The sequence below is a fragment of the Solihabitans fulvus genome, from assembly GCF_008386585.1.
GTDB lineage: Bacteria > Actinomycetota > Actinomycetes > Mycobacteriales > Pseudonocardiaceae > Solihabitans > Solihabitans fulvus.
Map to the genome: position 1 here is coordinate 17955 of NZ_VUOB01000048.1, position 22376 is coordinate 40330.

The following is a 22376-nucleotide window of genomic DNA, read 5'->3' on the forward strand; positions in this document are numbered from 1 at the left end:
CGCGTATTCGAATCGTCGCAGCGACGAGCACAAACTTCGTGATGGCCGGCTGGGCCGGCTACGTGCCGCGTTCGCCCCGGCTGGACCGGTCAGTGTGGCGTCGCTGTGGTGACGGCCTCGACCAGCGCGACGATGGTCCGCGCGACGCGTGCGTGCACATCGGACTCGGCGGCCGAGGTGAGCACGAGGTAATGGAGCGCACCGACGAGCGCGAGACCAAGCGCTGCGGGGTCGGCGGCCGCGGCGACGCGGCCGAGTCGTTGCTCGGCGGTGAGGTAGGTGGCGGCGGCGTTCTCGATCGCGTCCAGGCCAGCCGTCGTGTCGCCGAGAACGGCGCGGACACGTTCCGGTAGCTCGGGCCTGGCCGCCAGGAGCCTGAGCAGCACCCCGATGGTCGCCGGCGGTGTGGCGAGAACGGCGTCGCACAGGTTCTCGGCGACACTGCCTGTGCCGGCCCGTTCCGGCAGGGCCGCGGCCGCGGCGGAGACCACGAATGAGCGGTCGACCGCGTAGGCGGCGAGGAAGTCGTCCATGTCGGCGAAGTGCGCGTGGAGCAGCCCGGTTGCGACGCCGGCCTCGCTGGTCACCGCCCGGCCGCTGAGCTTGCTCGGCCCGTCGCGGGTGATCACGCGCTCGACGGCGGCGAACAACTGCTGCCTGACCTCCGGGATGGCGACGCCTCGTGGCACGTCCGCAGTCTACGGGCTTGCACCAGGAATGAGCATGTGTTCATACTAAGTTTGAACACATGCTCATACTGGGGTCCGAAGGAGCGACAGTGGCGGATGGTCTTGTTGGCAGGAGTCGTCGAGCGCTCGTGGTGGGCGCTGGGATCGCCGGATTGGCCACGGCGCTGCGGCTTCACCAGGCGGGCTGGGACGTACTCGTGGTCGAGCGCGCCCCGGCTCGCCGCAGCAGCGGCTACCTGGTGAACCTGCTCGGGCAGGGCTATGCGGCGGCAGAGCGTCTCGGTGTGCTGCCGGCACTGGCGGCTCGGGACCTCGGAGCGTTCTCCTCGATCCTCGTCAAAGCCGATGGCCGACAGAAGTTCACGGTTCCGGCCGCGCTCGCGCAGGCCGCGTTCGGCGGACGGGCGCTGACGGTGTTCCGGGGCGATCTGGAGTCCGCGTTGTACGAGCTGGTGCACGACGTGGTGGAGATCCGGTTCGGCACCACCGTGCGGGCCGTGGCCCAGGACGCGGACCACGTCCAGATCGAGCTGAGCGACGGTACGTCCGAGCACGCCGCACTCCTGGTTGGCGCCGACGGCCTGCACTCCGGTGTCCGCGAGATCGTGTTCGGCCCCGAGGCCGAATTCCGGGTGGACCTGCGGCATGTCGTGGGCGCGTTCCCGCTCAGCGGGGTTCCACGGGACGTGCCGGAGGGCGCGAGCACCACGTTCATCGGCCCGGGACGCACTGCGGCTGTGATCAACCTGGGTCCGGGACGGTCCTCGGCGTTCTTCACCTACCGCGCCACTGATCCGGCTGCCGAACTGGCACAAGGGCCGGCGCGAGCGCTCAGCTCGACTTTCGCAGATCTGGGCGGGAGTGTGCCCGAGGTGCTCGATCAGCTCGCGGCTGACCCAACGGGGGCCTATTTCGACTCCGTCAGTCAGATCAAGGCTGACCGATGGAGCGACGGCCGGGTCGTGTTGCTCGGCGACGCGGCCTGGTGCGTCACGTTGTTCGCAGGCTACGGCGCGGCACTCGCCCTCGCGGGGGTCGACCAACTCGCCGTCGCCCTTGAGGAGAACGGCCACGACATTCCGACCGCGCTGGCCACCTGGGAGACCCGGCTGCGTCCGGAGATCCGCAAGCGACAAGCCTTGGCCCGCAAGGGGATCAGCCAGTTCGTGCCACCCACCAAGGCACATGTCGTGGCACGCGACCTCGCCATCCGAGCCACCATGCTCCCGGGAATCCGCAGCCTGATCGCGCGCTCCATCCAACGCTCGCATCAATAGGCGTTGATCGCCGGTGTGGTCAACCTCGAACGGCGGTCGACGTGTCGACCAGGCCGGCGAGCAGCTGGAGTCGTTCGGCGTCGGGGCTGGCCTCCTCGGCCGTGTAGACGATCAACGCCGGCCCGGCGGCACCCGGTATCGGATAGGCGTCCCAGTCCAGGTTGATCTCCCCCACCAGCGGGTGGTTGACCCGCAGCTGACCGCGCGTCGCGTCCGCCACGTCGTGGCGTGCCCACAGCGTGGCGAACTCGTCGCTGCGCACGGCCAGTCCGCCGACCAGTTCGACCGCACGTGGATGAGCCGGATCGGCGGTGACCTGGGTGCGCAGCATCGCGGTCAGCTCGGCGACGGTGGCCGCCCGGTTCGGACAGCTCTGGTCGGCCTCGGGATGCACCAACAACGCCAACAGGTTCCGCTCGGCCGTGGGCAGCCGGGTGAACTCACCAAGCAACGCGCCGGCCAGTGGGCTCCACGCCAGCACGTCCAGGAAACGGCTCACCGCGATCGCGGGCGCCGTCATCGACCGCAGCAGCCGCAGCGTGGTCGGTGGCACCACGTCCGGCTCGGGCGGGCGCGGCGCCCGTGCCCGGGTGCGCGCGGCCGTGGCCAGGCCGTGCAGATGCCGGGACTCCTCGGCGGTGAAGTTCAGCGCCCGCCCGATCGCGTCCAGCACCTGGTCGGACGGCCGCACGTCCCGGCCCTGCTCCAGGCGCTGGTAGTAGTCGGCGCTCACCCCGGCCAGCAGCGCAAGCTCTTCCCGCCGCAGTCCGGCGACCCGCCGCCGCGGACCCGGTTCCAGGCCAACGTCCTGCGGTCGCACCCGGGTACGACGCGTGCGCAGGAACTCGGCCAGCGCGCGTCGGGAGTCCTCGCTCACCGGGCCAGTATGCCCACGCGGCGGCCGGCGAGGGTGGGTCTGCCAGTCCCAGGACACAGCGAACGACCGTGATCGGCCGGCCGGCCAATAAAATCGGTTGCCTACCACCGATCACGGAAGGAACACCCGCCATGAAGGCTGCACAGATCACCCGCTTCGGCGCACCTGACGTGCTCCACATCGCCGACATCGACCGGCCAACGCCCGGCGTCGGCGAGGTGCTGGTGTCCGTCGAGGCATCCAGCGTCAACGGGCACGACATCGTGGTCCGCTCCGGTGGGTTGAAGATGGTGTCCGGCCGTCGCTTCCCCATCGGCGTTGGCTTGGACTTCGCCGGCACGATCGCCGCGACCGGGGCCGGCGTCGGCGGCTATCAGGTCGGCGACCGCGTGTGGGGCACGGTGCACCCTCGGCAGCGACACGCGACCGGCGCGGCGGCCGAGTACGTGCTGGTGCCCGCGGATCGCGTCGCGCCTGCCCCGGCCGGCATGTCATCGGTCGACGCCGCGTCCCTGGTCGTGGCGGGCACGACGGCGCTGATCGCGTTGCGGGACAGCGTCCGGCTGACCCGCGACGAGCGGGTCCTGGTGCGGGGCGCCGCCGGCGGGGTAGGCACTGCCGCCGTGCAACTGGCACACGCGCTGGGCGGTCACGTCACCGCGCTGGCCCGCGACGCTCACGCCGAGACCGTGGCCGCCCTTGGCGCCGACGACGTCCTCGACTACCGCACCACCACATCCGACCAGATCGGCCCGTTCGACGTCATCCTCGACACCGTGGGCACCGACCTGCACTGCTACCGCAGTCGGTTGGCCAGGAACGGCCGGATGGTCACGGTGGGCCTGTCCGCGGGCGCGCTGGCCGCCATCGCCGCATCGAGTGTCCACGGCGCCCGACGCATCCGCGCATTCAGTGCGAATCCCGACGCGGCGTTGCTGCGCGACCTGGCCGGCTACGTCACCTCCGGCGCTGTGCGGCCCGTCGTGGACAGCGTCTGGCCGCTGGCGGACATCGCGACCGCGCACCAGGCGTTCGAGCGCGGCGGCGTGGTGGGCAAGCAGGTGATCACGGTATCCGGGTGATTGGTGGGCCAGCCCTACCGGCTTGTGTCGTTGCGGTCTCAGATCTGGTGCGGTGGCGCGAGAAAGGGCACCAGCAGGTCCAGCAGTTCGCTTGGCCGGTCGAGCGGGATGATGTGGCCGCAGTCCGGAATGAGGTGTCCGGTGAGGTCACTGGCCACGGGGCGCAGTTGTCGTGCCAGGGTCGCGCCGACGGGATGGGCGCCGATCGCGAGGGTGGGCATGGCAAGTCCGCCGTGTGCCACGGCGTCGGCGATCTGGCGGGCGCTGGTGGGCAGGGCGCGGTAGAAGGAAAAGGCGCAGCGCAGCGCGTCGGTTCCGGTGTGGGCGTCGACGAATGCGTCGCGGATCTCCGGTGGCACACCGCGGCCGAGGGTGCCCGCGTGCAGGAACCAGTCGATGTACTGCGCCTCGTGGCCGGTCAGGACCGTTTCGGCGAGACCGGGCACGGCGTGGAATCCGAACCACCATGGCGGGCCTGCGGCGAGGAAGCCCTCAGCGCCGGGCAGCGACCCCAGCAGTGATTCCATGACCACGAGTCGTCGTATCCGGTCCGGTCGCCTCAGCGCGAGCAGGGTTGCGGCGGAGACGCTGGCGTCGATGGCGACCACGGCCGCGGTGGGTTCGCCAAGGGCGTCGAGGATCCCGTCGATGTCGGCGGCCAGGGTGCCCGCGTCGTAGCCGTCGACGGCACGGGTGCTGGCCCCGAACCCGCGCAGGTCCGGGGCGATCACCCGGTGGTGCTCGGCCAGCGGGCCGATGACTTCACGCCAGAGCTGCCAGGTGTGCGGAAACCCGTGCAGCAGCACGACCGGCGGGCCCGTGCCGGCCGTCGCCACGTTGGCGTGGATGCCGTTGGTCGCGATCCGCCTCAGCGTGACGGGAGAGGTAGGTATGCCGGACAAGGAGTCCTCCAGGTGGTCACCATTGGTTACCATGGAACGTTAGGTAACCCCGACGGTGCCGCCAAGACGGCACCTTGCCGACAGGTGGTGAGGTCCAGGTGACCACTCGGACGGAGCGTGCGACCGGCGCCGCGCGTGGTGATCTGTTCTCGCCGGCGTGCCCGACCCGCCAGCTGCTGGACCGCATCGGCACGAAATGGACGTCGATGGCCATCAAGGTGCTCGCCGACGCGGCCCCGCAGGAGGTGCGGTTCGCCGAGTTGCGGCGGCGGATGCCCGGTGTCTCACAGAAAATGCTGTCGGTGACCCTGCACAGCCTGACCCGCGATGGTCTGGTCACGCGCAGAGTGGAGCCGACCGTGCCGCCACGGGTGCACTACCGGCTCACCGAACTGGGCCTGTCGCTGGAGATCCCGCTCGCGGCGGTTCGGGCCTGGGCGGAGCAGCACATGGCCGAGATCGACCGGATCAACGCGATCGTCGATGCCCAGGCGGACACTGACAACAGGTGACGCTGCCGCATCGGAGGCGGCGGGGTCGCGTCACGCGACGGCGGTCCCCTCAAGCTCGACCAGCAGGGTGGGGATCGCCAGCCGGGTCACCCCGAGCATCGTGGTGGTCGGGGCCACCCCGGCGGCGGCCAACCGCGACGCCAGCACGCCGTAGTGCCGGAAGAGCCGGTCGACGTCGGTGGTGAAGACGTTGAGCCGCACGAGGTTCACCAGCGACATGCCAGCCGCGCCGAGCACGGCCTCCAGGTTGTCCAGGCTCAGCACCAACTGTGCCGCCAGGTCACCTGCGTGCTGGGGTTCGCCGTCGTCGCTCATCGCGGTCTGCCCGGAGCAGTACAGGGTCCTGGTGTGCCCTGAGACGATCTCGCCCTGGTTGAATCCCATCCCCACCGACCACTGCACGGGGTTGACCGCTGTTCGTTGCACTGCCACATCAGCTCCCAGTCGACTCATCGCGAGTACGGACGTCCATCGGCTCGGTAGTCACCGGCTTTGACGTCGTGGGGACCAGCCTCTCGGCAAATCACGACATCCTGTGTCGAGTATTTCCGTAGGGTTTTTCAGGTGCGCGCCGACCGGTTGGTCTCGCTGGTGTTGTTGCTGCGGCAGCACGGTCGGCTGTCCGCGACCGCGCTGGCCCGCGAGCTGGAGGTGTCCACCCGCACCGTGCTGCGCGATATCGAGGCGCTGTCCTCGGCCGGCGTCCCGGTCTACGCCGAACGCGGCCGGCACGGCGGTTTCGCGTTGCTGCCCGGTTTCCGGACCGAGCTCACCGGGCTCAACCACGACGAGGCGCTTGCCCTGCTGGTCGCCGGATCGCGGCGCGGGGCGCAGGCGTTCGGCCTCGGCTCGGCGCTCGCTTCGGCCATGCTCAAGGTGGTTGACGCGCTGCCGGAAAGCCAGCGGGCCACCGCGGCCGACGCGACTCAGCGACTGCTCATCGACCCGGAGACGGATCTCCTCTCGCGCCGACTGGTCGCCGAGGAGCTGCCCGACGCGATCGTGGCCGAAATCCGGCGGGCGGTGCTCGCCGGGCACAAGCTGCGCATCCACTACGCGGCGGCGCACCAGGCCCCGAGGTGGCGCACGGTCGACCCGATCGGCCTGGTCACGTTGCGCGACCAGGGTTATCTGCTGGCCACGAGGTCCGGCGCGGACCGCACCTATCGGCTGTCCAGGGTCCTGGCCGCCGAGGAACTCGCCGAACCCGCCCAGCGACCGGACCGGGTCGACCTTGACCGGGCCTGGCAGGAACGCGCCACGCGGTTTCGGGCGGGCGACGACCAGGTCACCGTGCTGGTCCGGGTGCACCCGGCGCGGCGCGAGGACCTGGTTGGCACCGCGCTGGCCGTCCTCGCCGAGGAGGCCGACTCGGACGGCTGGCTGCGGCTGGCGGTGACCTTCCAGGATTGCAGGCACGCCGAGTGGGCGCTGTGGCAGTTCGCCGCGAACGCGGAAGCCCTGTCCCCGCAGTGGTTGCGCGTCTGTCTGCGGGACCGGGCCGCCGCCATCGCCACCCGCTATGCGAGGTCGCCGTGAGAGTCGTCGCCGGCTGCGGGCCGCCGTCGACGCGGTGCGGCCCCTTCCCTCAGTCCGAGGTGTGCCGGGGTGGGACGTCGGTGCGGGTCGCGGTGAGGCCCCAGGTGGCGTACGGCAGCGTGACGCTGCCGCCCAGCTGGTCGACCTCCGCACCAAGGGCGGCCAACACCTCCGCAAGGCGGTCCGGTGGCAGGCTGGTGAGCCCGCCGGAGGTCGGGATCAGGTCCAGCAGCTCGTCGCGGCAGTAGGCGCGCTCCCAGTCGTAGCGCCACAGCACGGGTTCGTCGAACCCGCCGGCCTCGCGGATTCCGTCCGCTGCCCTGGCGTACAGCCCCTGGTAGGCGTCCAGGATCGACGTCCCGGACCTGCCGTCGAAGCCCATCGGCGAATCGGGAGCCACCCGCCGGTACGCCGAGGCGAGGGCGTCGGCCACGGTGGGCGGCAGCTGGTACACGTGCCCGAACGGCGCCAGCACGCCTCCTGGCCGCAGGACCCGCGCCGCCTTGGCCGCGCCGGCGACCGGGTCGACCCAGTGCCAGGCCGTGCCGGAGACGACCGCGTCGAAGGTGCGGCCGGCCGGCTCCCACGCCTCGAAGGTCGCGACCTCGACGTCGAGTCCGGTGCCCCGCGCGTGGTCGGCCATCCGGGGATCGGGCTCGACGCCGAGCACCGTCCGGCCTGCGGCCAGGAACTGGCGGGCCGCGATGCCGGTGCCGCAGCCGACGTCGAGGAAGTCGGGGCCGGGACCGGCGGCCACGATCCGTTCGATCATGGCCTCGGGATAGGCGGCCCTGGTCCGGTCGTACCGTTGCGGGTCGACCCCGAACGACTCCGCCATGGGACGGTGCAGATGTGGTTCCGGCGCGGCCGGCGGCGGTAGAGTGGCCATGTGCCCACTCTAGTGGGCATGTGCCCACTAGAGTGGGGTGTTCGCTGTCGGTGAAGGAGGAGATGCGCGGTGCCGACCGGTGTGGCGCTGCGTGATCCGCGCCAGCAGCTCTTCGACGCCGCCGAGCGGGTCCTCGTCCGCGACGGGGTCACCGGCCTGACCAGCCGGGCGGTCACCACCGAGGCGGACGTCGCCAAAGGGGTCCTGCATCGGCACTTCGCCGACTTCGACGCCTTCCTCACCGAGCTGGTGCTGGACCGCATCGCGCGGGTCCGGGCCCGCACCGCCGCCCTCTTGGAGGCGGCCGGGACCGGCACCGTCGCCGACAACGTGACCAGCGTCCTGCTGGCCAGCTTCGAGCCGGTCATGGTGGCGATCGTGGTCCTCGTCATCGCCAGGGACGAGCTGCGCGGGCGGCTGCGCGCGGCCGGCACCTCTCGATTCCCGCTCGTCGGCGAGGGCGCGGCCATGATCGTCGAATACCTGACGGCCGAGCGCGACCTCGGCCGGATCGCGCCCGACGCCGACCTCGACGCGCTCGCGCCCATGGTGATCGGCGCCGCGCATCTGCTGTTCACCGAGCAGAAGGACAGGCAACCGGAGCCCGAGGCCGTGCGGAAGGTCGTGACCACGGTCCTGGCCGGCGCCCTGCGGTAGTCAGCGGGAGGTCGGGTCCGGGACCGGCAGGGCGACCGGCCGGACCGGTCTCACGGCCTCGACCCGGCGATGAGCTCGTCGGCGACCCACCGCGCGACCTTGGCGGGGTAGGGCGCCGGCAGGCCGAGGACGATGTGCCCGAAGCCCGAGGCGACCGCGGCGCTGATCGCGTCCCGGGTGACGCGCGGCCGGTCGTAGGAGACCGGCAGGTGCATCGAGCGGGTGATGGCAGCGGGATCGCGACCGATCTCGGCGCAGTAGCGGTCCAGCAGCGCGCCGCGGCGGACGGCGTCGTCGAGGTCGCCGCCGGGGATGTTCCACACGTCGGCATGCTCGGCGACCACCCGCAGCGTCGCCGAGGAACGCCCGCCGATCAGGATCGGCGGATGGGGGCGCTGGACCGGCTTGGGGTTGCAGGTCGCGCCGGTGAGCCGGACGTGGGCGCCGTCGAAGTCGAACGGCTCGGTCTCGGTCCACAACCGCCGGATGACGACGCACGCCTCGGCCAGGCTCGCCACCGAGTGGGCGAAGTCGTGGAAGGGCAGGCCGTGCGCCTCGTACTCGCGCCGGGCCAGCGGGTGGTCGGGACGCGAGCCAGCGCCGATCCCGAACTCGAGCCGCCCGCCGGAGACGACGTCCACGGTCGCGGCGATCTTGGCCAGCATCGCGGGCGGCCGGAAGCGGTTGCTGGTCACCAGCAGGCCGAGACGCAGCCGCCGGGTCTGCGCGGCAAGGGCCGAGAGCAGCGTCCAACCCTCGTGGGCAGGGCCGCGCTGGTCGCCGGCGATCGGCAGCAGGTGGTCGAACAGCCACGCGTGCTCGATCTCGGCGATGGCGTCCGCTTCCCGCCAGACCCGCAGGATGTCGTGGTAGTCGACCTGCATGGGGGCGGTCATGATCCCGAAGCTCGGCATGGGCGTCACCTGGTTTCGATCTCGCCGAGGCGGTCGGCGTCGTGTGCCAGCTCGGCGCTCGCCGTGGCCCAGCTGGCGTCGGCGAGGTCGAGCGCGCTGCGGAGGAACACAGACGTGAGCCGCTGGATCAGGGCGACCCGCTCGGGGCTCTCGTCGGTCGTCTCCGTGACGGAGTAGCCGGAGACCCCGCCGAGCGAGTGCTCCGCGCCGAACAGCATGAGCAGGCTCTTGGGGCCAGGGCTCAGGAAGTAGGCGTCGGTGAACCACTCCGGTCCCCGCACGCTCAGGGCGGACTGGTCCTTGTCCCCGGCGATCACCAGGGCCGGGGTGGTCATCTCCGCGAAGCCGGGGCTCATGAAGGAGAAGTGCTCCGCGGCGAACGGCGTCAGGTCCGCGCCGCCTGTGCCAGGCACGGCGAGCAGCACACCGGCCCTGATCCTCGGGTCGGACAGGTCCTTGCCGGGGACGCCGTCGGCGTCGAGGACCCGCGCGCCAAGCAGCATGCTCGCCGTCTGGGCGCCCCAGGAGTGCCCTGCGGTGGCGATGCGGTCGCGGTCAAGGCGCCCGGCGAGGCCGGGAACGGCGGCTTCGAGGCGGTCGAGCTGGTCGAGGACGAGGGTCAGGTCCTGGACCCGGAAGCGCCAGATCTCCGGGTAGCGGGGGTCCTCCGGCGTGACGTTCAGCGTCCGCGAGTCGAGGTGGGTCGGCTGGATGACGACGAAACCGTTGGCGGCCCAGAAGTCGACGAGCGGGGCGTAGCCGTCCAGCGACGAGCCGAAGCCGTGCGAGAAGACGATGACGGGCAGGTTGTCGCCGGTCGCCGGGGCGGACACCCGGACGCGCAGGTCCTCGCCGCGGTCCGGGGCTGGCAGCACGACCGGGCGTGCCGAGATGACGACTCCGTCGGGGTGGTTCATGGGGGCCTCTCCTTGCGAGGTGCGTCGAGTGGCGGTGGGGCCGCCTGGCCACGGGGTGCCCGCCCTGGCATCATGAACAAGCGGATCCGTGTTCCGTTACGAACATACGGAACCGTGTTCCGATTAGCAAGGAGACGACTGCGCAGTGGCTGACAGCAGCAACGGACCAGCGACGCCGTCGCCAAGGAAGCGGGCCGACGCCCGGCGCAACGAGCAGACGCTGCTTGAGGTGGCCGCCGCGGCCTTCATCGCCTGCGGCGTCGACGCGCCGGTGCGGGACATCGCGGCCAAGGCGGGCGTCGGCGTCGGCACGATCTACCGCCACTTCCCGACGCGGGCCGACCTCGTCGTGGCCGTCTACCGGCACCAGGTCGAGGCCTGCGTCGAGGCGGGCCCGACCCTGCTGGCCAGCAACGACTCGCCGCACACCGCCCTGACGCGGTGGATCGATCTCTTCGTCGACTTCCTGGTCACCAAGCACGGCCTCGCCGAGGCGTTGCAGTCCGACGACGCCACCTTCGTGACCCTGCACGCCTACTTCATCGACCGCCTCACGCCGGTGTGCGCCGACCTGCTCGCCGCCGCCGCTGGCGCGGGCGAGATCCGCGCCGACATCGGGGCCTTCGAGCTGATGTTCGCCGTCGGCAACCTCTGCATCGGCGCGAACAAGGACCCTCGGTACGACGCCCGCCGCGTGGTCGCACTCCTGCTCGCCGGACTGCGCCTGGACTAGGAGCTGTTCGGGCCCCCGTTCGGACCCGGCTGGTGCAGCCGGGTCCGAACGGGGTCGGTCAACGCCCGGTCAGAACCAGTGCAGGCAGTGCGGGGCACGCTCGGCGCGGAACAGGGCGTCCGCGAGGGCGGCCGCGCCGGGGCGGTGGGCCCGGATGTGTCCGGCCCGCACGAGCGTGCTCGGGGTGGTGCCGCCGAGGTAGATCGAGCCAAGGTCGCTCACGTCGAGCGACAGGTCGGGCTCCCGGTCCGTCGGGACGCACTCGGCGTGGCCGTCCCGGACGGTCAGCAGGTAGCGGTCGTGCTCGCCGAGGAACGGGTCGTCGACGTCGAGGACGAGTTCGCCGTCGGCGAACCAACCGCGCGCGGTCAGCGCACGCGGGACGTCCAACAGCCGCACCCAGAGCCAGTCGGTCACGCCGCTCACCTGGCCGGCGCTGCAATCGGCCAGCTGCCAGCGCAGCGGGTCGTCGGCCGGGACGCTCCTGAACACGACCTGAGAGACCAGGTCGTGTCCGAGCACGAACCGGGCCAGGGCCGTGTAGCCGGCGTCGTCGATGGCGACGGTCTCGTCGACCTTCAAGGTCCCGGAGTCATCGAGCGAGTAGCTGGCGTACCCGTCCGGGACGCCGTCGGCATCCCGGTGGACGACGACGTAGCGCTGCGCCAGGGAGACCGGGGACTGCCCCGCGCCCGAAGCCCACCAGCGGTGCGGCCGGAACAACGCGCCGGGCTGTGTGCGGCGGTACCGGTCGTAGACCTCTTCCAGGATCTCGCCGCACTCGGCACGCCGCAACACCTCGACCGAGCCGATGTCCGTGCCGGCCGTTCCGCCCGCCCTGGGGAGGGCGAAGGCGGCCCGGTGGCGCGGCACCGTCAGCCGCTGCGTGTAGGTCGCCGGTCCGTAGCCGAACCTCTGGTAGATCAAGGCCTCGCTGGACAGCAGCACGGAGAGGAACTCCCCTCGTGCCCGCAGCTCGGCGAGCTGATGCCGCATCATCGCGGTGAGCACGCCCCGGCGTCGGTGCGACGGCAGGACGCCGACGGCGGTCACCCCTGCGGCCGGGGCGAGGATCCCACCGGGCAGGGTGAGTTCGAAGGAGTGCGCGGTCGCGGTGCCGACAGGCCGCCCGTCCGCCGTCATCGCGAGCAGGCTGCGGTCCATTTCGACCGAGGACCACCAGACCGTTTCGCCGTCGGACCGGGATCCCGGGAACTGTCCGAACTCGGCATAGAGTGTGTCGCCGAAGATCTCGCGGTCCTGATCGGTCGTGGGACGAATCTCCATCGCTGCCGCTGCCTCTCCCGGGATGCCGGCACCACGACGCGTGGTGTCGCGGCACAGTTCAATGTGGACCCTCGGCCGGATCAAGCGAATTACGGCCGGTCACGGCACCGCCCGGTCTCCTGATCAGTCGAACACGGCGGCGAACATGCCGGGCTCGTAGGACCCGCCCTTCTGGCGCACGATCACGGCGACCCGGTTGGCCGCGTTGACCAGGGCGACCAGGCAGACCAGCGCGGCAAGCTGGTCGTCGTCGTAGTGCTCGCGCGCCAGGGCCCAGGTCTCGTCGGACACGCCGTGGCTGGCGTCGGCGAGCCGGGTGCCCTCCTCGGCCAGCGCCAGCGCGGCCCGCTCGGCCTCGGTGAACACGGTGGACTCGCGCCAGGTGGCGACGAGGTTGAGCCGGACCGCAGTCTCCCCTGCGGCCGCTGCTTCCTTGGTGTGCATGTCGACGCACCACCCGCAGCCGTTGATCTGGCTGGTGCGCAACGACACCAGCTCCTGCGTGGACGCCGGCAGCGGCGACTTGTGGATCACCAGGCTGGCGTTGGCGAACCGCTTGGTGAACTTGGCGCCGATCTCGTTGTCGAACATGGCGAATCGGGGTTCCATGACTTCGTCCTCTCTCGTGGTGTCGGGTGCTGCCGCACTGGACGAACACGAGACGCCGGCGGCCCGAACCCTGTGACAGCGCGGCCTTGTGACGTACGCCATGGGCGGTGACCACGTCGGCTCCCGTCCCGGGCGTGCGACGCGGATTGGTTACCGTCGCCGTGTCACACAGGGACGGGTACCGGTGTCTGGTGGGTGACCCAGTCCAGAGTGAACGAGGAGCCACCCATGACCGGCACGTCGCGGACCGCGCCCGAGGACAGCGCCAGCCAGGACGACCGCCCTGACCCCGCCACCGAGGCGTTCCTCGCCCACCGCAACCTGCTGTTCACCGTCGCCTACGAGATGCTCGGCTCGGCCGCCGACGCGGAGGACGTCCTCCAGGAGACCTGGCTGCGGTGGGTGGGCGTTGACCTGGACATCGTGCAGAACCAGCGCGCGTACCTGGTCCGGATCACCACCCGGCAGGCGCTGGGTCGGCTGCGGACGCTCGGCCGCCGCAGGGAGTCCTACGTAGGCCCGTGGCTGCCCGAGCCGCTGCTGACCGCGCCGGACGTGGCCGAAGACGTCGAGCTGGCCGACAGCGTCTCGATGGCGATGCTGCTCGTGTTGGAGACGCTCACGCCGACCGAGCGGGCCGTGTTCGTGCTGCGCGAGGTGTTCGACCTGGACTACGACGAGATCGCGGAGGCCGTCGGCAAGAACCCGGCCGCGGTCCGCCAGATCGCCCACCGGGCGCGGGGGCACGTCGCGGCGCGGCGACCGCGCGGGGCGGTGTCCCCGGCCGCGGCCCGCGACGCGCTCGACGCGTTCCAGCGGGCCGTGCGGACGGGGGACCTCCAGGGGCTGCTGGACAACCTCGCGCCGGACGTCGTGTTCCTCGGCGACGGCGGCGGAGTCGTGCAGGCCGTGCTGCGGCCCGTCGTGGGGGCCGACAAGGTGGCCCGCGTGTTGGAGGCCGGGCTTGGCAGGATCGCGGCCCTGATGTCGCTGGAGTCGGCACAGGTCAACGGTTATCCGGCGCTGATCGTCCGGCAGGACGGCGAGATCGACACCGTCATCGCGGTCCGCATCGACGACGGCCTCATCACCGGGCTCTACGCCGTGCGCAATCCGGAGAAGCTGTCGCACATGCGGCGGGAGATCGCGCTGCGGCGGTGAGTCTGGGCCGGACGGAGAGCCTGCCCGCCCTTGCGGGGCGGGAAAACTCGCCCAAGAACGGTCCACTGAGGACGGTCGGCCGCCGAGTGGCGCGCGGGTCACGGCGTCAGCACGACCTTTCCGGCGACGGTGCCGGACTCCGCCAGCCGCATGGCCTCGGCGACGCGGGCGAGCGGCAGCTCCGCCGCGATCGTGGCGGTGACCTCGCCGCGCGCCATGGCGGCGAACACCTCGGTGAGGTCGGCGCGCAGGCGGGCGCGGAAGCGGTTCCTGGCCAGGGACCGGCCGGCCCAGATGTTGAAGAAGTACGCGCGTCGGCCGTTGGGCAGGCTGTTCCACAGCCACACCCGGCCGAGGATCTTGAGCACGGGCCACTGCTTGGACCCGGAGTCGTCCCTGGTCGCCGCGGTGCCGTAGGAGACGAGCGTGCCGCCCGGCGCGAGCAGCCGCCAGGAGTCGAGCACGCTGCGGCCGCCGACGTGGTCGAACACGGCGTCCACCCCGGCGGGGACCAGTTCCCTGACCCGGGCGGGCACGTCCTCGGTCCGGTAGTCGATCGGCGTCACGCCGAGCGCCCGCAGCGCGTCGTGGTGCCGCGCGGACGCGGTGCCGATCACCCGCACACGCGCGCGGCGGGCCAGCTGGACCAGGATCGAGCCGACGCCGCCGTTGGCGCCGTGCACGAGGACGGTCTGCCCGGCCCGCACCCGCGCCCTGCGGTGCAGCAGCTGCCAGGCGGTGATGCCGTTGACCACCGCGGTCTCGGCGGCGGCGGGGCTGATGCCGGCGGGCACCTCGACGACGTCCGCCGCGTCGAGGACGACGTGGCTCGCCCAGGCGCCGACCTTCGTCAGCGCGGCGACCCGCCTGCCGACCAGGCCGGGGTCGACGCCCGCGCCGGCCGTCAGGACCGTGCCGACCAGGTCGTAGCCGGGCACGAAGGGGAACGGCGGCTGGTCGTAGTACCGGCCCCGGCGCATCTGCTGTTCAGCGAAGGACACGCCGGTCGCCTCCATCCGGACCACCACCCGGCCCGCGCCCGCGGTCGGGACGGGGCCGCGCCGGAGTTCGAGCCCCTCCGGCTCCACCGTGCCCGGCAGGACCACTTCGACGAGTTCTCCGACGCTCATGACGACCTCCGGTGCGTGATCAGTTAGATACTGTTGCGTACGTTAGATGCTGTAACCAGCTTGGCGGGAGCGTGCGCGGTCGTCAAGGGTTGGCGAGCAGGTTTGTTAGATAATGTGATGATGGTGATAGCTTCTAACTAGCGTGGAGAGGTGGCGAGCCATGACGGGGACCCCCCGCGAGCGGTACCGGACGCAGGTGCGCGAGGAGGTGAAGGAGCGGGCGTGGGAGCAGATCGCCGTCGCAGGCGCGTCCGCGCTGTCCCTCAACGCGATCGCCAAACAGCTGGGCATGAGCGGCCCGGCGCTCTACCGGTACTTCGGCAGCCGCGACGAGCTCATCACCGAGCTGATCAGGGACGCCTACCGCAGCCTCGCCGACGCCATGCGCGCGGCGCAGGCCACGGGCGCCGACCTCGCCGGACTCGCGCACGCGATGCGCCGGTGGGCCGTCGAGGACCCCCAGCGGTACTTCCTCATCTACGGCACGCCGGTGCCCGGCTACCACGCACCCGACGACACGACGGTGATCTCCTCGGAGATCATGGCGACGGTGCTGGACGCCTGCGGACCGGCGCAGGCCGGCCCCGCGACCGCCTTCGACGGGCACCTCGAACGGCACCGCGAGTGGGCAAGAGGGCACCCGGCGCCGACCGCGACACTGCACTGGGCGCTGTCCTTCTGGACCCGGCTGCACGGCGTGCTGTCGCTGGAACTCGCCGGCCACTTCGCCGGGATGGGCTTCGACCCCGCGCTGCTGTTCGCGGCCGAACTGGACCGCCTGCTGGACCGGCCCGACCCGGCGACGTGACCGTCGGCGGCCGCGCCGCCTCCCGGAAATCGGCTGGTCGGGTCCCGGTGTCGGTGTGAGACTGCCGGCGTGGCTGAACCCGAGCTGACCGAGGCCGAGTACCTGCGGGAGATCGAACAGCTGGCGCGCGCGGTGGCGGACGCGGCGGGCGGGGAGGACTGGTTCACCTACGGCGAGGAGCCGCCGGGGGCGACGCGGCTGCACCGGGCGGTCAACCGGCTGGCCAGGTCCGTGCGCCGCCACCACTTCGACGGCGACGGCTGCCTGCCAGACGAGCGCGAGCGGCCGGAGCTGCGGCTGGCCGGCGTGCTCCTGCTGTACCCGGACGCCATGCCGGCCGGAGTGCCCGAGACCTACGAGCAGCTGTGCCGCAGGCTCGGGGTGCCAGCCCGCGAGGAGGGCTGGGCGCTGTGGAACACCTGGGCCGAGGACGGGCGGCCGGTGACGATGGTCGTCACCGCCGTCGAGGCGACCGAGGGCGTGCTGCGGAACTGGGCAAGGGGCATCCCGCTGTACCCGGTGCTGCCGCTGCCCGGCCAGCTCGAACTGGTCCGGCAGGGCTGGTTCGAGCCGATGACCCTGTCGCCGAATTCGACGCGGCGGCTCGGCGTCGCCGGGCAACGCTGAGACGGCAGCGCTGACTCGGGGGCACGGAACGCAGCGTCACGGCCCGCGGCGAATTCGGTCACTGGCAACGAATTCCTGGCCGCGTCCTGACATGATCCGCTGATGTCGGACACCGCCGAGCCCTCGATCTGGGCCACCTACAACGCCGCCCAGTCGGACCGCGCCGTGCGACCGCTGTGCCTCGAGGTCATCGAGCTGGCCGGACCGGGAAACGGCCGGACCGCGATCGACCTCGGCTGCGGGCTTGGCAGGGAGACCGACGCGCTGCTCGGCGCCGGCTGGCGGACGCACGCGGTGGACTGGGAGGAGGGCACCCGCGCCAACCTGACGGCCAGCACCGCGCGAGAGCACCGGGAGCGGCTGACCATCCAGATCGCCGGCTTCGCGGAACTCGCCGACCTGCCGGGGGCCGACCTGGTCTACTCCGGCTACTCGCTGCCCTACATCGCCCCCGAGGACTTCGCGCGGCTGTGGGGCGTGCTCAGGGCCGCGCTGCGGCCCGGCGCGTGGTGCGCGGTGAACCTGTTGGGAGACCGCGACTCCTACGCGCAGACCGAGACCGGCACGTACACGTTCCTGCCAGAACCCGAGGCGCGCGCCCTGTTCGACGGCATGGAGCTGGTGAAGTTCGAGGTGGAGGACCGGGACGGCAACGCGTTCGGCGGCCCCAAGCACTGGCACCTCTACAACGTCATCGCCCGACTGCCGGAGTAGCGGGCGTCACGCCGGTGCGCGGCGGTCAGCCGGCGGTGCGCGGGCGGTCAGCGCGCAAGCCGAGAGTTGCCGGCATGAAGAACACAGCGAACAGCTCGGGCCTGCGGCGGCTGGCCAGGATCTGGACCGGCGCGGCGGCCATCGGCTTGGTGCTCACCGCCGCGGGCACTGCGGGCGCTGCGGTCGCCGAGGCCGGGACACCAGGCTCGGACCCGGCCGTCGTGGTCACCGACCGGGGATCGGTGCGCGGCACGGTCACCGAGGACCACCGCTCGTTCCAGGGCATTCCCTACGCCAAGCCGCCGGTCGGCGAACTCCGCTGGCGGGCACCCCGGCCCGCCGAGCCGTGGCAGGGCGTCCGGGACGCGACCGCGCCGGGCAGCTCCTGCGCGCAGGTCGGCATGCCGATGGCCAAGGCGAGCACGTCCGAGGACTGCCTCTACCTCAACGTCACGACGCCGAGGAACGCCTCGGGCCGGAAGCTGCCGGTGCTGTTCTGGATGCACGGCGGCAGCCTCGCGTTCGGCGCCGGCGACCTGTTCGGCGGCGCGCCGCTGGCGACCAAGGGCGACGTCGTGGTGGTCACGATCAACTACCGGCTCGGCGCGCTCGGCTTCCTCGACCACCCCGCGCTGGACGGCGCGACGCCCGACGACCTGTCCGGCAACTACGGCCTCCAGGACCAGCAGGCCGCGCTGCGCTGGGTGCGGGACAACGCGGCCGCGTTCGGCGGCGACCCGCGCAACGTGACGCTGTTCGGTGAGTCGGCCGGCTCCATCAGCACCTGCGCGCAGCTCGCCTCGCCCGGCGCGGCGGGCCTGTTCCAGCGGGCCATCTCGCAGAGCGCGCCGTGCGTCGCCCCGCTGTCCAAGACGATGGGCAGCTACCCAAGGCCGAGGGCCGCCGCCGAGCAGCAGGGCCTCGCCATCGCCGCGCGGCTCGGCTGCGACAAGGGTGACCGGGCCGCCGTCGCGCAGTGCCTGCACGGCAGGTCGACCGCCGACATCGCCGCGCTCGGCTTCGACTACATGTACGGCTTCGGGCTCGGCCCGGTCGTCGGCGGCCCGGTGCTGCCGACGGACCCCGCGCAGGCGATCAGCAGCGGCCACTTCAACAAGGTGCCCATGATCGTCGGCACCACGCACGACGAGGAACGGTTCATGGTCTACGGCCTCGCCGCGCAGCACGTGCCGCTGGCCACCGACCAGGACTACCTGGCCCAGCTCGTCGCGAACTTCTGCGACCAGGGCGCGACCGGCTGCGACCGGGCCGACAAGGTGCACGCCGCGTACCCGCTCAGCGCGCACGACGGCTCGCCCGCCCTCGCGCTGTCCTCGGTGCTGACCGACTCGGTCTTCACCAAGCCCGCCATCGACACCGACCGGGCGCTCGCCGCGCAGGTGCCGACCTACGCCTACGAGTTCGCCGACGAGCAGGCCCCGTGGCTGGCCGGCGCGCCGATGTCCTTCCCGGTCGGCGCCTACCACACCAGCGAGCTGTCCTACCTGTTCGGCGTCGACTGGGTCGGCGGCCGCACTGCGGCCCAGGACGCGCTGTCCGACCGGATGATCCGCTACTGGACCCAGTTCGCCCGCACCGGCAACCCGAACGCGCCCGGCCTGCCAGCCTGGTCCCGGTTCCACTGCGCCGGCCAGTACGTCCAGTCCCTCGCGCCCGGCGCGATCGGGCGGACCGACCTCCGCCGCGACCACCAGTACGACTTCTGGAAGTCCCTCGGCTGAACGCTCGTGACCACCGGGACCCGGCGCGCCCCCGCGCCGGGTCCCGGCGTCGTTCTGTCCAGATCGTTCGTCCCGATGGGTGACAATCACGGCATGTGGTTCGGCATCCTTGGCACGACCGAAGTCCGGCAGTCCGCCGACGGGAGTCCGGTGAACGTCGGCGGGCCCCGGGTCCGATCGCTGCTCGCGTTGTTGCTGTTGAACGCCGGCCAGTTGATCAGCGCCGAGGGCCTGATCGACGGCCTGTACGGCGAGCACCCGCCCGGCGACGCGGCGAACGCCCTCCAGTCGCAGGTGTCCAGGCTGCGCAAGGGACTGCGGGACGCCGGCGGGTCGAGCGCGATCGTCGAGTTCCACCCGGCCGGCTACCGGCTCGCGGTGCACCCCGACGACGTCGACGCGCACCGGTTCGAGCGGTTGACCCGCGAGGGCCAGCGGGCCATGGCCGCCGGGGACAACCGGGGCGCCGCCGCGCTGCTCGGGGAGGCGCTGGCGCTGTGGCGGGGGCCCGCGCTTGCCGACGTGCCCTTCGCCGAGGCGCAGGCGACCCGGCTGGCCGAGCTGCGCGTCACCGCCGCCGAGGACCGCGCCGAGGCCGCGCTCGCGCTCGGCGAACACCGCGGCCTGGTTGCGGAGTTGCAGGAGCTGGTCGCCGCGCATCCGCTGCGCGAGCGGCCGCGCGGGCAGTTGATGCGCGCCCTGTACGGCAGCGGGCGGCAGGCCGAGGCGCTCGCGGTGTTCGAGGACGCGCGCCGGATCCTCGCCGACGAACTCGGCACGGACCCCTCCGCCGAGCTGGCCGAGGTGCACCTGGCGATCCTGCGGGCCGAGCCCTCGCTCGCCGCGACCCCGCCGAGCACGTCGCGGCTCGGGCTGCCGGCGCAGCTGACCAGCTTCGTCGGCCGCGACGAGGAACTGGACCGGGTCGGCGCGCTGCTGCGCGCCTCGCGACTGGTCACGCTGTCCGGGCCGGGCGGCGGCGGCAAGACCCGACTGGCGATCGAGGCGAGCGGGCGGGAGGACGGCGACGTCTGCTTCGTGGATCTCGCGCCGGTCGGCGACGGCACCGAACTGCCACGGGCCGTGCTCGGCGCGTTGGGGCTGCGCGAAGCCAACACGCACGCGGGATCCGGCGCAGCGCAGGACGTCGCCGACCGGCTGGTCGGCGCGCTCGCCGGCCGGCGACTGCTGCTGGTGCTGGACAACTGCGAGCACGTGATCGACGCCGCCGCGCGGCTCGTGCACCGGCTGCTCGGCGCGTGCCCGGGGCTCCGCGTGCTGGCCACCAGCCGGGAGGCGCTCGGCATCACCGGCGAGGCGCTGAGCCCGGTGCCGCCGCTGCCGGTGCCGCCCGCCGACGCGACGCCGGAGCAGGCGCTCGCGTACCCGGCCGTGCGGCTGTTCGCGGACCGGGCGACCGCCGTGCGGCAGGACTTCGCTGTGCGCAACGACAATCTCGGCGCCGTGCTGCGGATCTGCACCGCGCTGGACGGCCTGCCGCTGGCGATCGAGCTGGCCGCCGCCCGGCTCCGCTCGCTCGGCGTCGAGGAGATCGCCGCCAGGCTGGACGACCGCTTCCGGTTGCTGTCGCGCGGCAGCCGCACGGCGGCGCCAAGGCACCAGACGCTGCGCGCGGTGGTCGAGTGGAGCTGGGACCTGCTCGACGAGACCGAGCAGACGCTGGCGCGGCGGCTGACGGTGTTCGCCGGCGGCGCCACGCTCGACGCGGCGGCGCGGGTCTGCGGGCTGCCCGAGGACGAGGTGGACGAGCTGCTCGCCGGCCTGTCGGACAAGTCGCTGGTCGAGGCGGGCGGCGGGCGCTACCGGATGCTGGAGACGGTCCGCCAGTTCGGCGCTGACCGGCTCGCCGAAGCCGACGAGCAGGACCGGGTGCGGGCCGCGCACGCCGCGTACTTCCTCGACCTCGCCGAGACGGCCGACCCGCACCTGCGCCGGGCCGAGCAGCTGGAGTGGCTGGCCAGGCTGGCCGCCGAGCACGGCAACCTCCAGGCGGCGCTGCGCTGGTCCGTCGACTCCGCCGACACCAGGACCGCGCTGTGCCTGCACGCTGCCCTGTCCTCGTACTGGCGGCTGCGCGGGCAGCGCACGGAGGGCACGCCGCTGGCCCGCGCGCTGCTGAAGCTCGTCGACCCGACCGTGCGGGAGGACCTCGCCGAGGAGTACGTGCTGTGCGTGGTCAGCGCCGTGTCCGGCGGGTCGGCCGGTCCCGAGTTCGACGTCCCAGTGCGCGAGGCGCACCGGATCATGGGCACGCTCGACCGGCCGCTGCACCGGCCGTTCCTGTTGGTGGCGTGGGCGCTGTACACCGGGCCGCCCGCCGAGGGCGACCCGATTCCGCCGCTGTTCAAGCACTTCGCGGCGAGCACGGACCTGTGGATCCAGGGGCTGTTGCAGCTCAGCATCGCCTTCCAGTTCTGGCTGGTGAACGGTGCCCCGACGGAGGCGGAGCGGGAGTTCAGGGGCTCGTTGGCGAAGTTCCGCACCGCGGGGGACCGGTGGGGGATCGTGCAGACGCTGACCGAGCTGGCGACCCTCGTGGACCTGCGCGGCGACCGGGCCGAGGCGACCGAGTTGATCGACGAGGCGCTGGAGCTCACCACGCTGCTCGGCGCGGCCGAGGAGACCTCGGACCTGCTGGCCAACCGGGCCGACAACGCCGTGCGGGCAGGCGACCTCGACCCGGCGCACGGCGACTACGAGGCCGCGATCGAGGCGGCGGGGCGGGCGGGCGCGCCGGAGAAGGCGGCGCGGGCGCAGCACGGTCTTGGCAACGTGGCCAGGCTGCGCGGCGACCTGGCCGAGGCGCGGCGATGGTGCGACCTGGCGTTGGCTGGCAGCCCGTCGGACTACTTCGGCGTCGCGGACCTGCGGGCCAACATCCAGATCACGCTCGGCCAGATCGCCGTGGCCGACGGCGACGCGGACGGCGCGGACGGCTGGTACCGCGAGGCGCTGTCCGCGTCCACGCTCGGCGGCTCGACCGCCGGGTTCGCCGGATCGCCCGGCAGGACGGCCGCCGACGACGGCACCACCACCGACGGAACGCTCGATGACGAGAAGACGGCAGACGACAAGACGGGAGACGACAAGACGGCAGACGACAAGACGGCAGACGACAAGACGGCAGACGACAAGACGGCAGACGACAAGACGGCAGACGACAAGACGGCAGACGACAAGACGGCAGACGAGAGGACGGCAGACGGCGACGTGGCCGACATGCTGGCCAGATACCGCGACGCACTGGGCATCGCCGCCTTCGGCGGCGCGAACCTGCGGATCGCCGGGT

22 protein-coding genes and 1 pseudogene are annotated in these 22376 nt (G+C 72.3%); 12 read left to right on the top strand and 11 right to left on the bottom strand.

Annotated features, from left to right (window positions below):
* Positions 1-89: 89 nt before the first annotated feature.
* Positions 90-689 carry a TetR family transcriptional regulator gene (locus tag F0L68_RS25735; protein WP_149852380.1) on the bottom strand — a complete coding sequence of 200 codons (600 nt, stop codon included), beginning with the start codon at positions 687-689 and terminating at the stop codon, positions 90-92.
* A 128-nt stretch (positions 690-817) separates the two neighbouring features.
* On the opposite strand from F0L68_RS25735, the gene F0L68_RS25740 reads away from it, so the two are divergent.
* Positions 818-1966, top strand: a complete 1149-nt coding sequence (locus tag F0L68_RS25740) for an FAD-dependent oxidoreductase (protein WP_240543006.1) — start codon at positions 818-820, stop codon at positions 1964-1966.
* Between the two features lie 19 nt (positions 1967-1985).
* Here F0L68_RS25740 and F0L68_RS25745 read toward each other — a convergent pair whose 3' ends face one another.
* A complete protein-coding gene (locus tag F0L68_RS25745; RefSeq protein ID WP_149852382.1) occupies positions 1986-2843 on the bottom strand; it encodes a helix-turn-helix transcriptional regulator in 858 nt (285 codons plus the stop codon).
* Positions 2844-2974: 131 nt separating this feature from the next.
* Between F0L68_RS25745 and F0L68_RS25750 the strand changes: the two genes are divergently transcribed.
* Positions 2975-3925, top strand: a complete 951-nt coding sequence (locus F0L68_RS25750) for an NAD(P)-dependent alcohol dehydrogenase (RefSeq protein ID WP_149852383.1) — start codon at positions 2975-2977, stop codon at positions 3923-3925.
* Positions 3926-3963: 38 nt separating this feature from the next.
* Here F0L68_RS25750 and F0L68_RS25755 read toward each other — a convergent pair whose 3' ends face one another.
* On the bottom strand, positions 3964-4860 hold the full coding sequence (locus F0L68_RS25755) for an alpha/beta fold hydrolase (protein ID WP_149852384.1): 897 nt from the start codon (positions 4858-4860) through the stop codon (positions 3964-3966).
* A gap of 65 nt (positions 4861-4925) precedes the next feature.
* On the opposite strand from F0L68_RS25755, the gene F0L68_RS25760 reads away from it, so the two are divergent.
* Complete coding sequence (locus F0L68_RS25760) at positions 4926-5339, top strand: winged helix-turn-helix transcriptional regulator (RefSeq protein ID WP_149852385.1); 414 nt, start codon at positions 4926-4928, stop codon at positions 5337-5339.
* 30 nt (positions 5340-5369) lie between these two features.
* Here the strand turns inward: F0L68_RS25760 and F0L68_RS25765 are convergent, their stop codons facing one another.
* Positions 5370-5765: a RidA family protein gene (locus F0L68_RS25765; protein WP_149852429.1), complete on the bottom strand. Its 396-nt coding sequence runs from the start codon at positions 5763-5765 to the stop codon at positions 5370-5372.
* Positions 5766-5903: 138 nt separating this feature from the next.
* Between F0L68_RS25765 and F0L68_RS25770 the strand changes: the two genes are divergently transcribed.
* Positions 5904-6878 (top strand): helix-turn-helix transcriptional regulator, encoded by a 975-nt coding sequence (locus tag F0L68_RS25770; protein WP_149852386.1) that lies wholly within the window; start codon positions 5904-5906, stop codon positions 6876-6878.
* 49 nt (positions 6879-6927) lie between these two features.
* Here the strand turns inward: F0L68_RS25770 and F0L68_RS25775 are convergent, their stop codons facing one another.
* Complete coding sequence (locus F0L68_RS25775) at positions 6928-7716, bottom strand: class I SAM-dependent methyltransferase (protein WP_149852430.1); 789 nt, start codon at positions 7714-7716, stop codon at positions 6928-6930.
* Between the two features lie 120 nt (positions 7717-7836).
* Here F0L68_RS25775 and F0L68_RS25780 point away from each other — a divergent pair, with 120 nt between their 5' ends.
* Positions 7837-8424, top strand: coding sequence for a TetR/AcrR family transcriptional regulator (locus F0L68_RS25780; protein WP_149852387.1), 588 nt, complete (start codon positions 7837-7839; stop codon positions 8422-8424).
* Between the two features lie 50 nt (positions 8425-8474).
* On the opposite strand, the gene F0L68_RS25785 is transcribed toward F0L68_RS25780, so the two are convergent.
* Both F0L68_RS25785 and F0L68_RS25790 read right to left on the bottom strand, forming a co-directional pair.
* Positions 8475-9338, bottom strand: coding sequence for an LLM class flavin-dependent oxidoreductase (locus tag F0L68_RS25785; RefSeq protein ID WP_149852388.1), 864 nt, complete (start codon positions 9336-9338; stop codon positions 8475-8477).
* A 5-nt stretch (positions 9339-9343) separates the two neighbouring features.
* Positions 9344-10255: an alpha/beta hydrolase family protein gene (locus tag F0L68_RS25790; RefSeq protein ID WP_149852389.1), complete on the bottom strand. Its 912-nt coding sequence runs from the start codon at positions 10253-10255 to the stop codon at positions 9344-9346.
* Positions 10256-10400: 145 nt separating this feature from the next.
* Here F0L68_RS25790 and F0L68_RS25795 point away from each other — a divergent pair, with 145 nt between their 5' ends.
* A complete protein-coding gene (locus tag F0L68_RS25795; protein ID WP_149852390.1) occupies positions 10401-10988 on the top strand; it encodes a TetR/AcrR family transcriptional regulator in 588 nt (195 codons plus the stop codon).
* Positions 10989-11057: 69 nt separating this feature from the next.
* On the opposite strand, the gene F0L68_RS25800 is transcribed toward F0L68_RS25795, so the two are convergent.
* Together F0L68_RS25800 and F0L68_RS25805 are read right to left on the bottom strand one after the other, a co-directional pair.
* Positions 11058-12275, bottom strand: a complete 1218-nt coding sequence (locus tag F0L68_RS25800; protein WP_149852391.1) for a GNAT family N-acetyltransferase — start codon at positions 12273-12275, stop codon at positions 11058-11060.
* A 123-nt stretch (positions 12276-12398) separates the two neighbouring features.
* A complete protein-coding gene (locus tag F0L68_RS25805) occupies positions 12399-12884 on the bottom strand; it encodes a carboxymuconolactone decarboxylase family protein (protein ID WP_149852392.1) in 486 nt (161 codons plus the stop codon).
* 228 nt (positions 12885-13112) lie between these two features.
* On the opposite strand from F0L68_RS25805, the gene F0L68_RS25810 reads away from it, so the two are divergent.
* Complete coding sequence (locus F0L68_RS25810; protein WP_149852393.1) at positions 13113-14045, top strand: RNA polymerase sigma-70 factor; 933 nt, start codon at positions 13113-13115, stop codon at positions 14043-14045.
* 98 nt (positions 14046-14143) lie between these two features.
* Here the strand turns inward: F0L68_RS25810 and F0L68_RS25815 are convergent, their stop codons facing one another.
* Positions 14144-15175, bottom strand: a complete 1032-nt coding sequence (locus F0L68_RS25815) for a medium chain dehydrogenase/reductase family protein (protein ID WP_149852394.1) — start codon at positions 15173-15175, stop codon at positions 14144-14146.
* Positions 15176-15335: 160 nt separating this feature from the next.
* Between F0L68_RS25815 and F0L68_RS25820 the strand changes: the two genes are divergently transcribed.
* From F0L68_RS25820 to F0L68_RS44595, 5 genes and pseudogenes are all read left to right on the top strand, one after another.
* A complete protein-coding gene (locus F0L68_RS25820) occupies positions 15336-15983 on the top strand; it encodes a TetR/AcrR family transcriptional regulator (protein ID WP_149852395.1) in 648 nt (215 codons plus the stop codon).
* A 69-nt stretch (positions 15984-16052) separates the two neighbouring features.
* On the top strand, positions 16053-16610 hold the full coding sequence (locus F0L68_RS25825; protein WP_149852396.1) for a hypothetical protein: 558 nt from the start codon (positions 16053-16055) through the stop codon (positions 16608-16610).
* Positions 16611-16712: 102 nt separating this feature from the next.
* A complete protein-coding gene (locus F0L68_RS25830) occupies positions 16713-17324 on the top strand; it encodes a class I SAM-dependent methyltransferase (protein WP_149852397.1) in 612 nt (203 codons plus the stop codon).
* A gap of 74 nt (positions 17325-17398) precedes the next feature.
* The gene (locus F0L68_RS25835) at positions 17399-19066 is read left to right on the top strand and encodes a carboxylesterase/lipase family protein (protein ID WP_149852398.1); all 1668 of its coding nucleotides are present in this window, start codon (positions 17399-17401) and stop codon (positions 19064-19066) included.
* A gap of 93 nt (positions 19067-19159) precedes the next feature.
* Positions 19160-22036: pseudogene (locus tag F0L68_RS44595) on the top strand (AfsR/SARP family transcriptional regulator); the annotation flags it as partial.
* On the opposite strand, the gene F0L68_RS44925 reads toward F0L68_RS44595, so the two are convergent.
* On the bottom strand, positions 21934-22338 hold the full coding sequence (locus tag F0L68_RS44925; RefSeq protein WP_368732281.1) for a pentapeptide repeat-containing protein: 405 nt from the start codon (positions 22336-22338) through the stop codon (positions 21934-21936). The pseudogene F0L68_RS44595 and the gene F0L68_RS44925 sit on opposite strands and share 103 nt — an antisense overlap.
* Positions 22339-22376 lie beyond the last annotated feature (38 nt).

Coding starts and splice junctions, on each gene's coding strand:
- F0L68_RS25750 (WP_149852383.1), top strand. CDS start 2,975: ATGAAGGCTGCACAGATCACCCGCTTCGGCGCACCTGACGTGCTCCAC.
- F0L68_RS25755 (WP_149852384.1), bottom strand. CDS start 4,860: ATGGTAACCAATGGTGACCACCTGGAGGACTCCTTGTCCGGCATACCT.
- F0L68_RS25775 (WP_149852430.1), bottom strand. CDS start 7,716: ATGGCGGAGTCGTTCGGGGTCGACCCGCAACGGTACGACCGGACCAGG.
- F0L68_RS25785 (WP_149852388.1), bottom strand. CDS start 9,338: ATGCCGAGCTTCGGGATCATGACCGCCCCCATGCAGGTCGACTACCAC.
- F0L68_RS25790 (WP_149852389.1), bottom strand. CDS start 10,255: ATGAACCACCCCGACGGAGTCGTCATCTCGGCACGCCCGGTCGTGCTG.
- F0L68_RS25800 (WP_149852391.1), bottom strand. CDS start 12,275: ATGGAGATTCGTCCCACGACCGATCAGGACCGCGAGATCTTCGGCGAC.
- F0L68_RS25805 (WP_149852392.1), bottom strand. CDS start 12,884: ATGGAACCCCGATTCGCCATGTTCGACAACGAGATCGGCGCCAAGTTC.
- F0L68_RS25810 (WP_149852393.1), top strand. CDS start 13,113: ATGACCGGCACGTCGCGGACCGCGCCCGAGGACAGCGCCAGCCAGGAC.
- F0L68_RS25815 (WP_149852394.1), bottom strand. CDS start 15,175: ATGAGCGTCGGAGAACTCGTCGAAGTGGTCCTGCCGGGCACGGTGGAG.
- F0L68_RS25820 (WP_149852395.1), top strand. CDS start 15,336: ATGACGGGGACCCCCCGCGAGCGGTACCGGACGCAGGTGCGCGAGGAG.
- F0L68_RS25830 (WP_149852397.1), top strand. CDS start 16,713: ATGTCGGACACCGCCGAGCCCTCGATCTGGGCCACCTACAACGCCGCC.
- F0L68_RS25835 (WP_149852398.1), top strand. CDS start 17,399: ATGAAGAACACAGCGAACAGCTCGGGCCTGCGGCGGCTGGCCAGGATC.
- F0L68_RS44925 (WP_368732281.1), bottom strand. CDS start 22,338: ATGCCCAGTGCGTCGCGGTATCTGGCCAGCATGTCGGCCACGTCGCCG.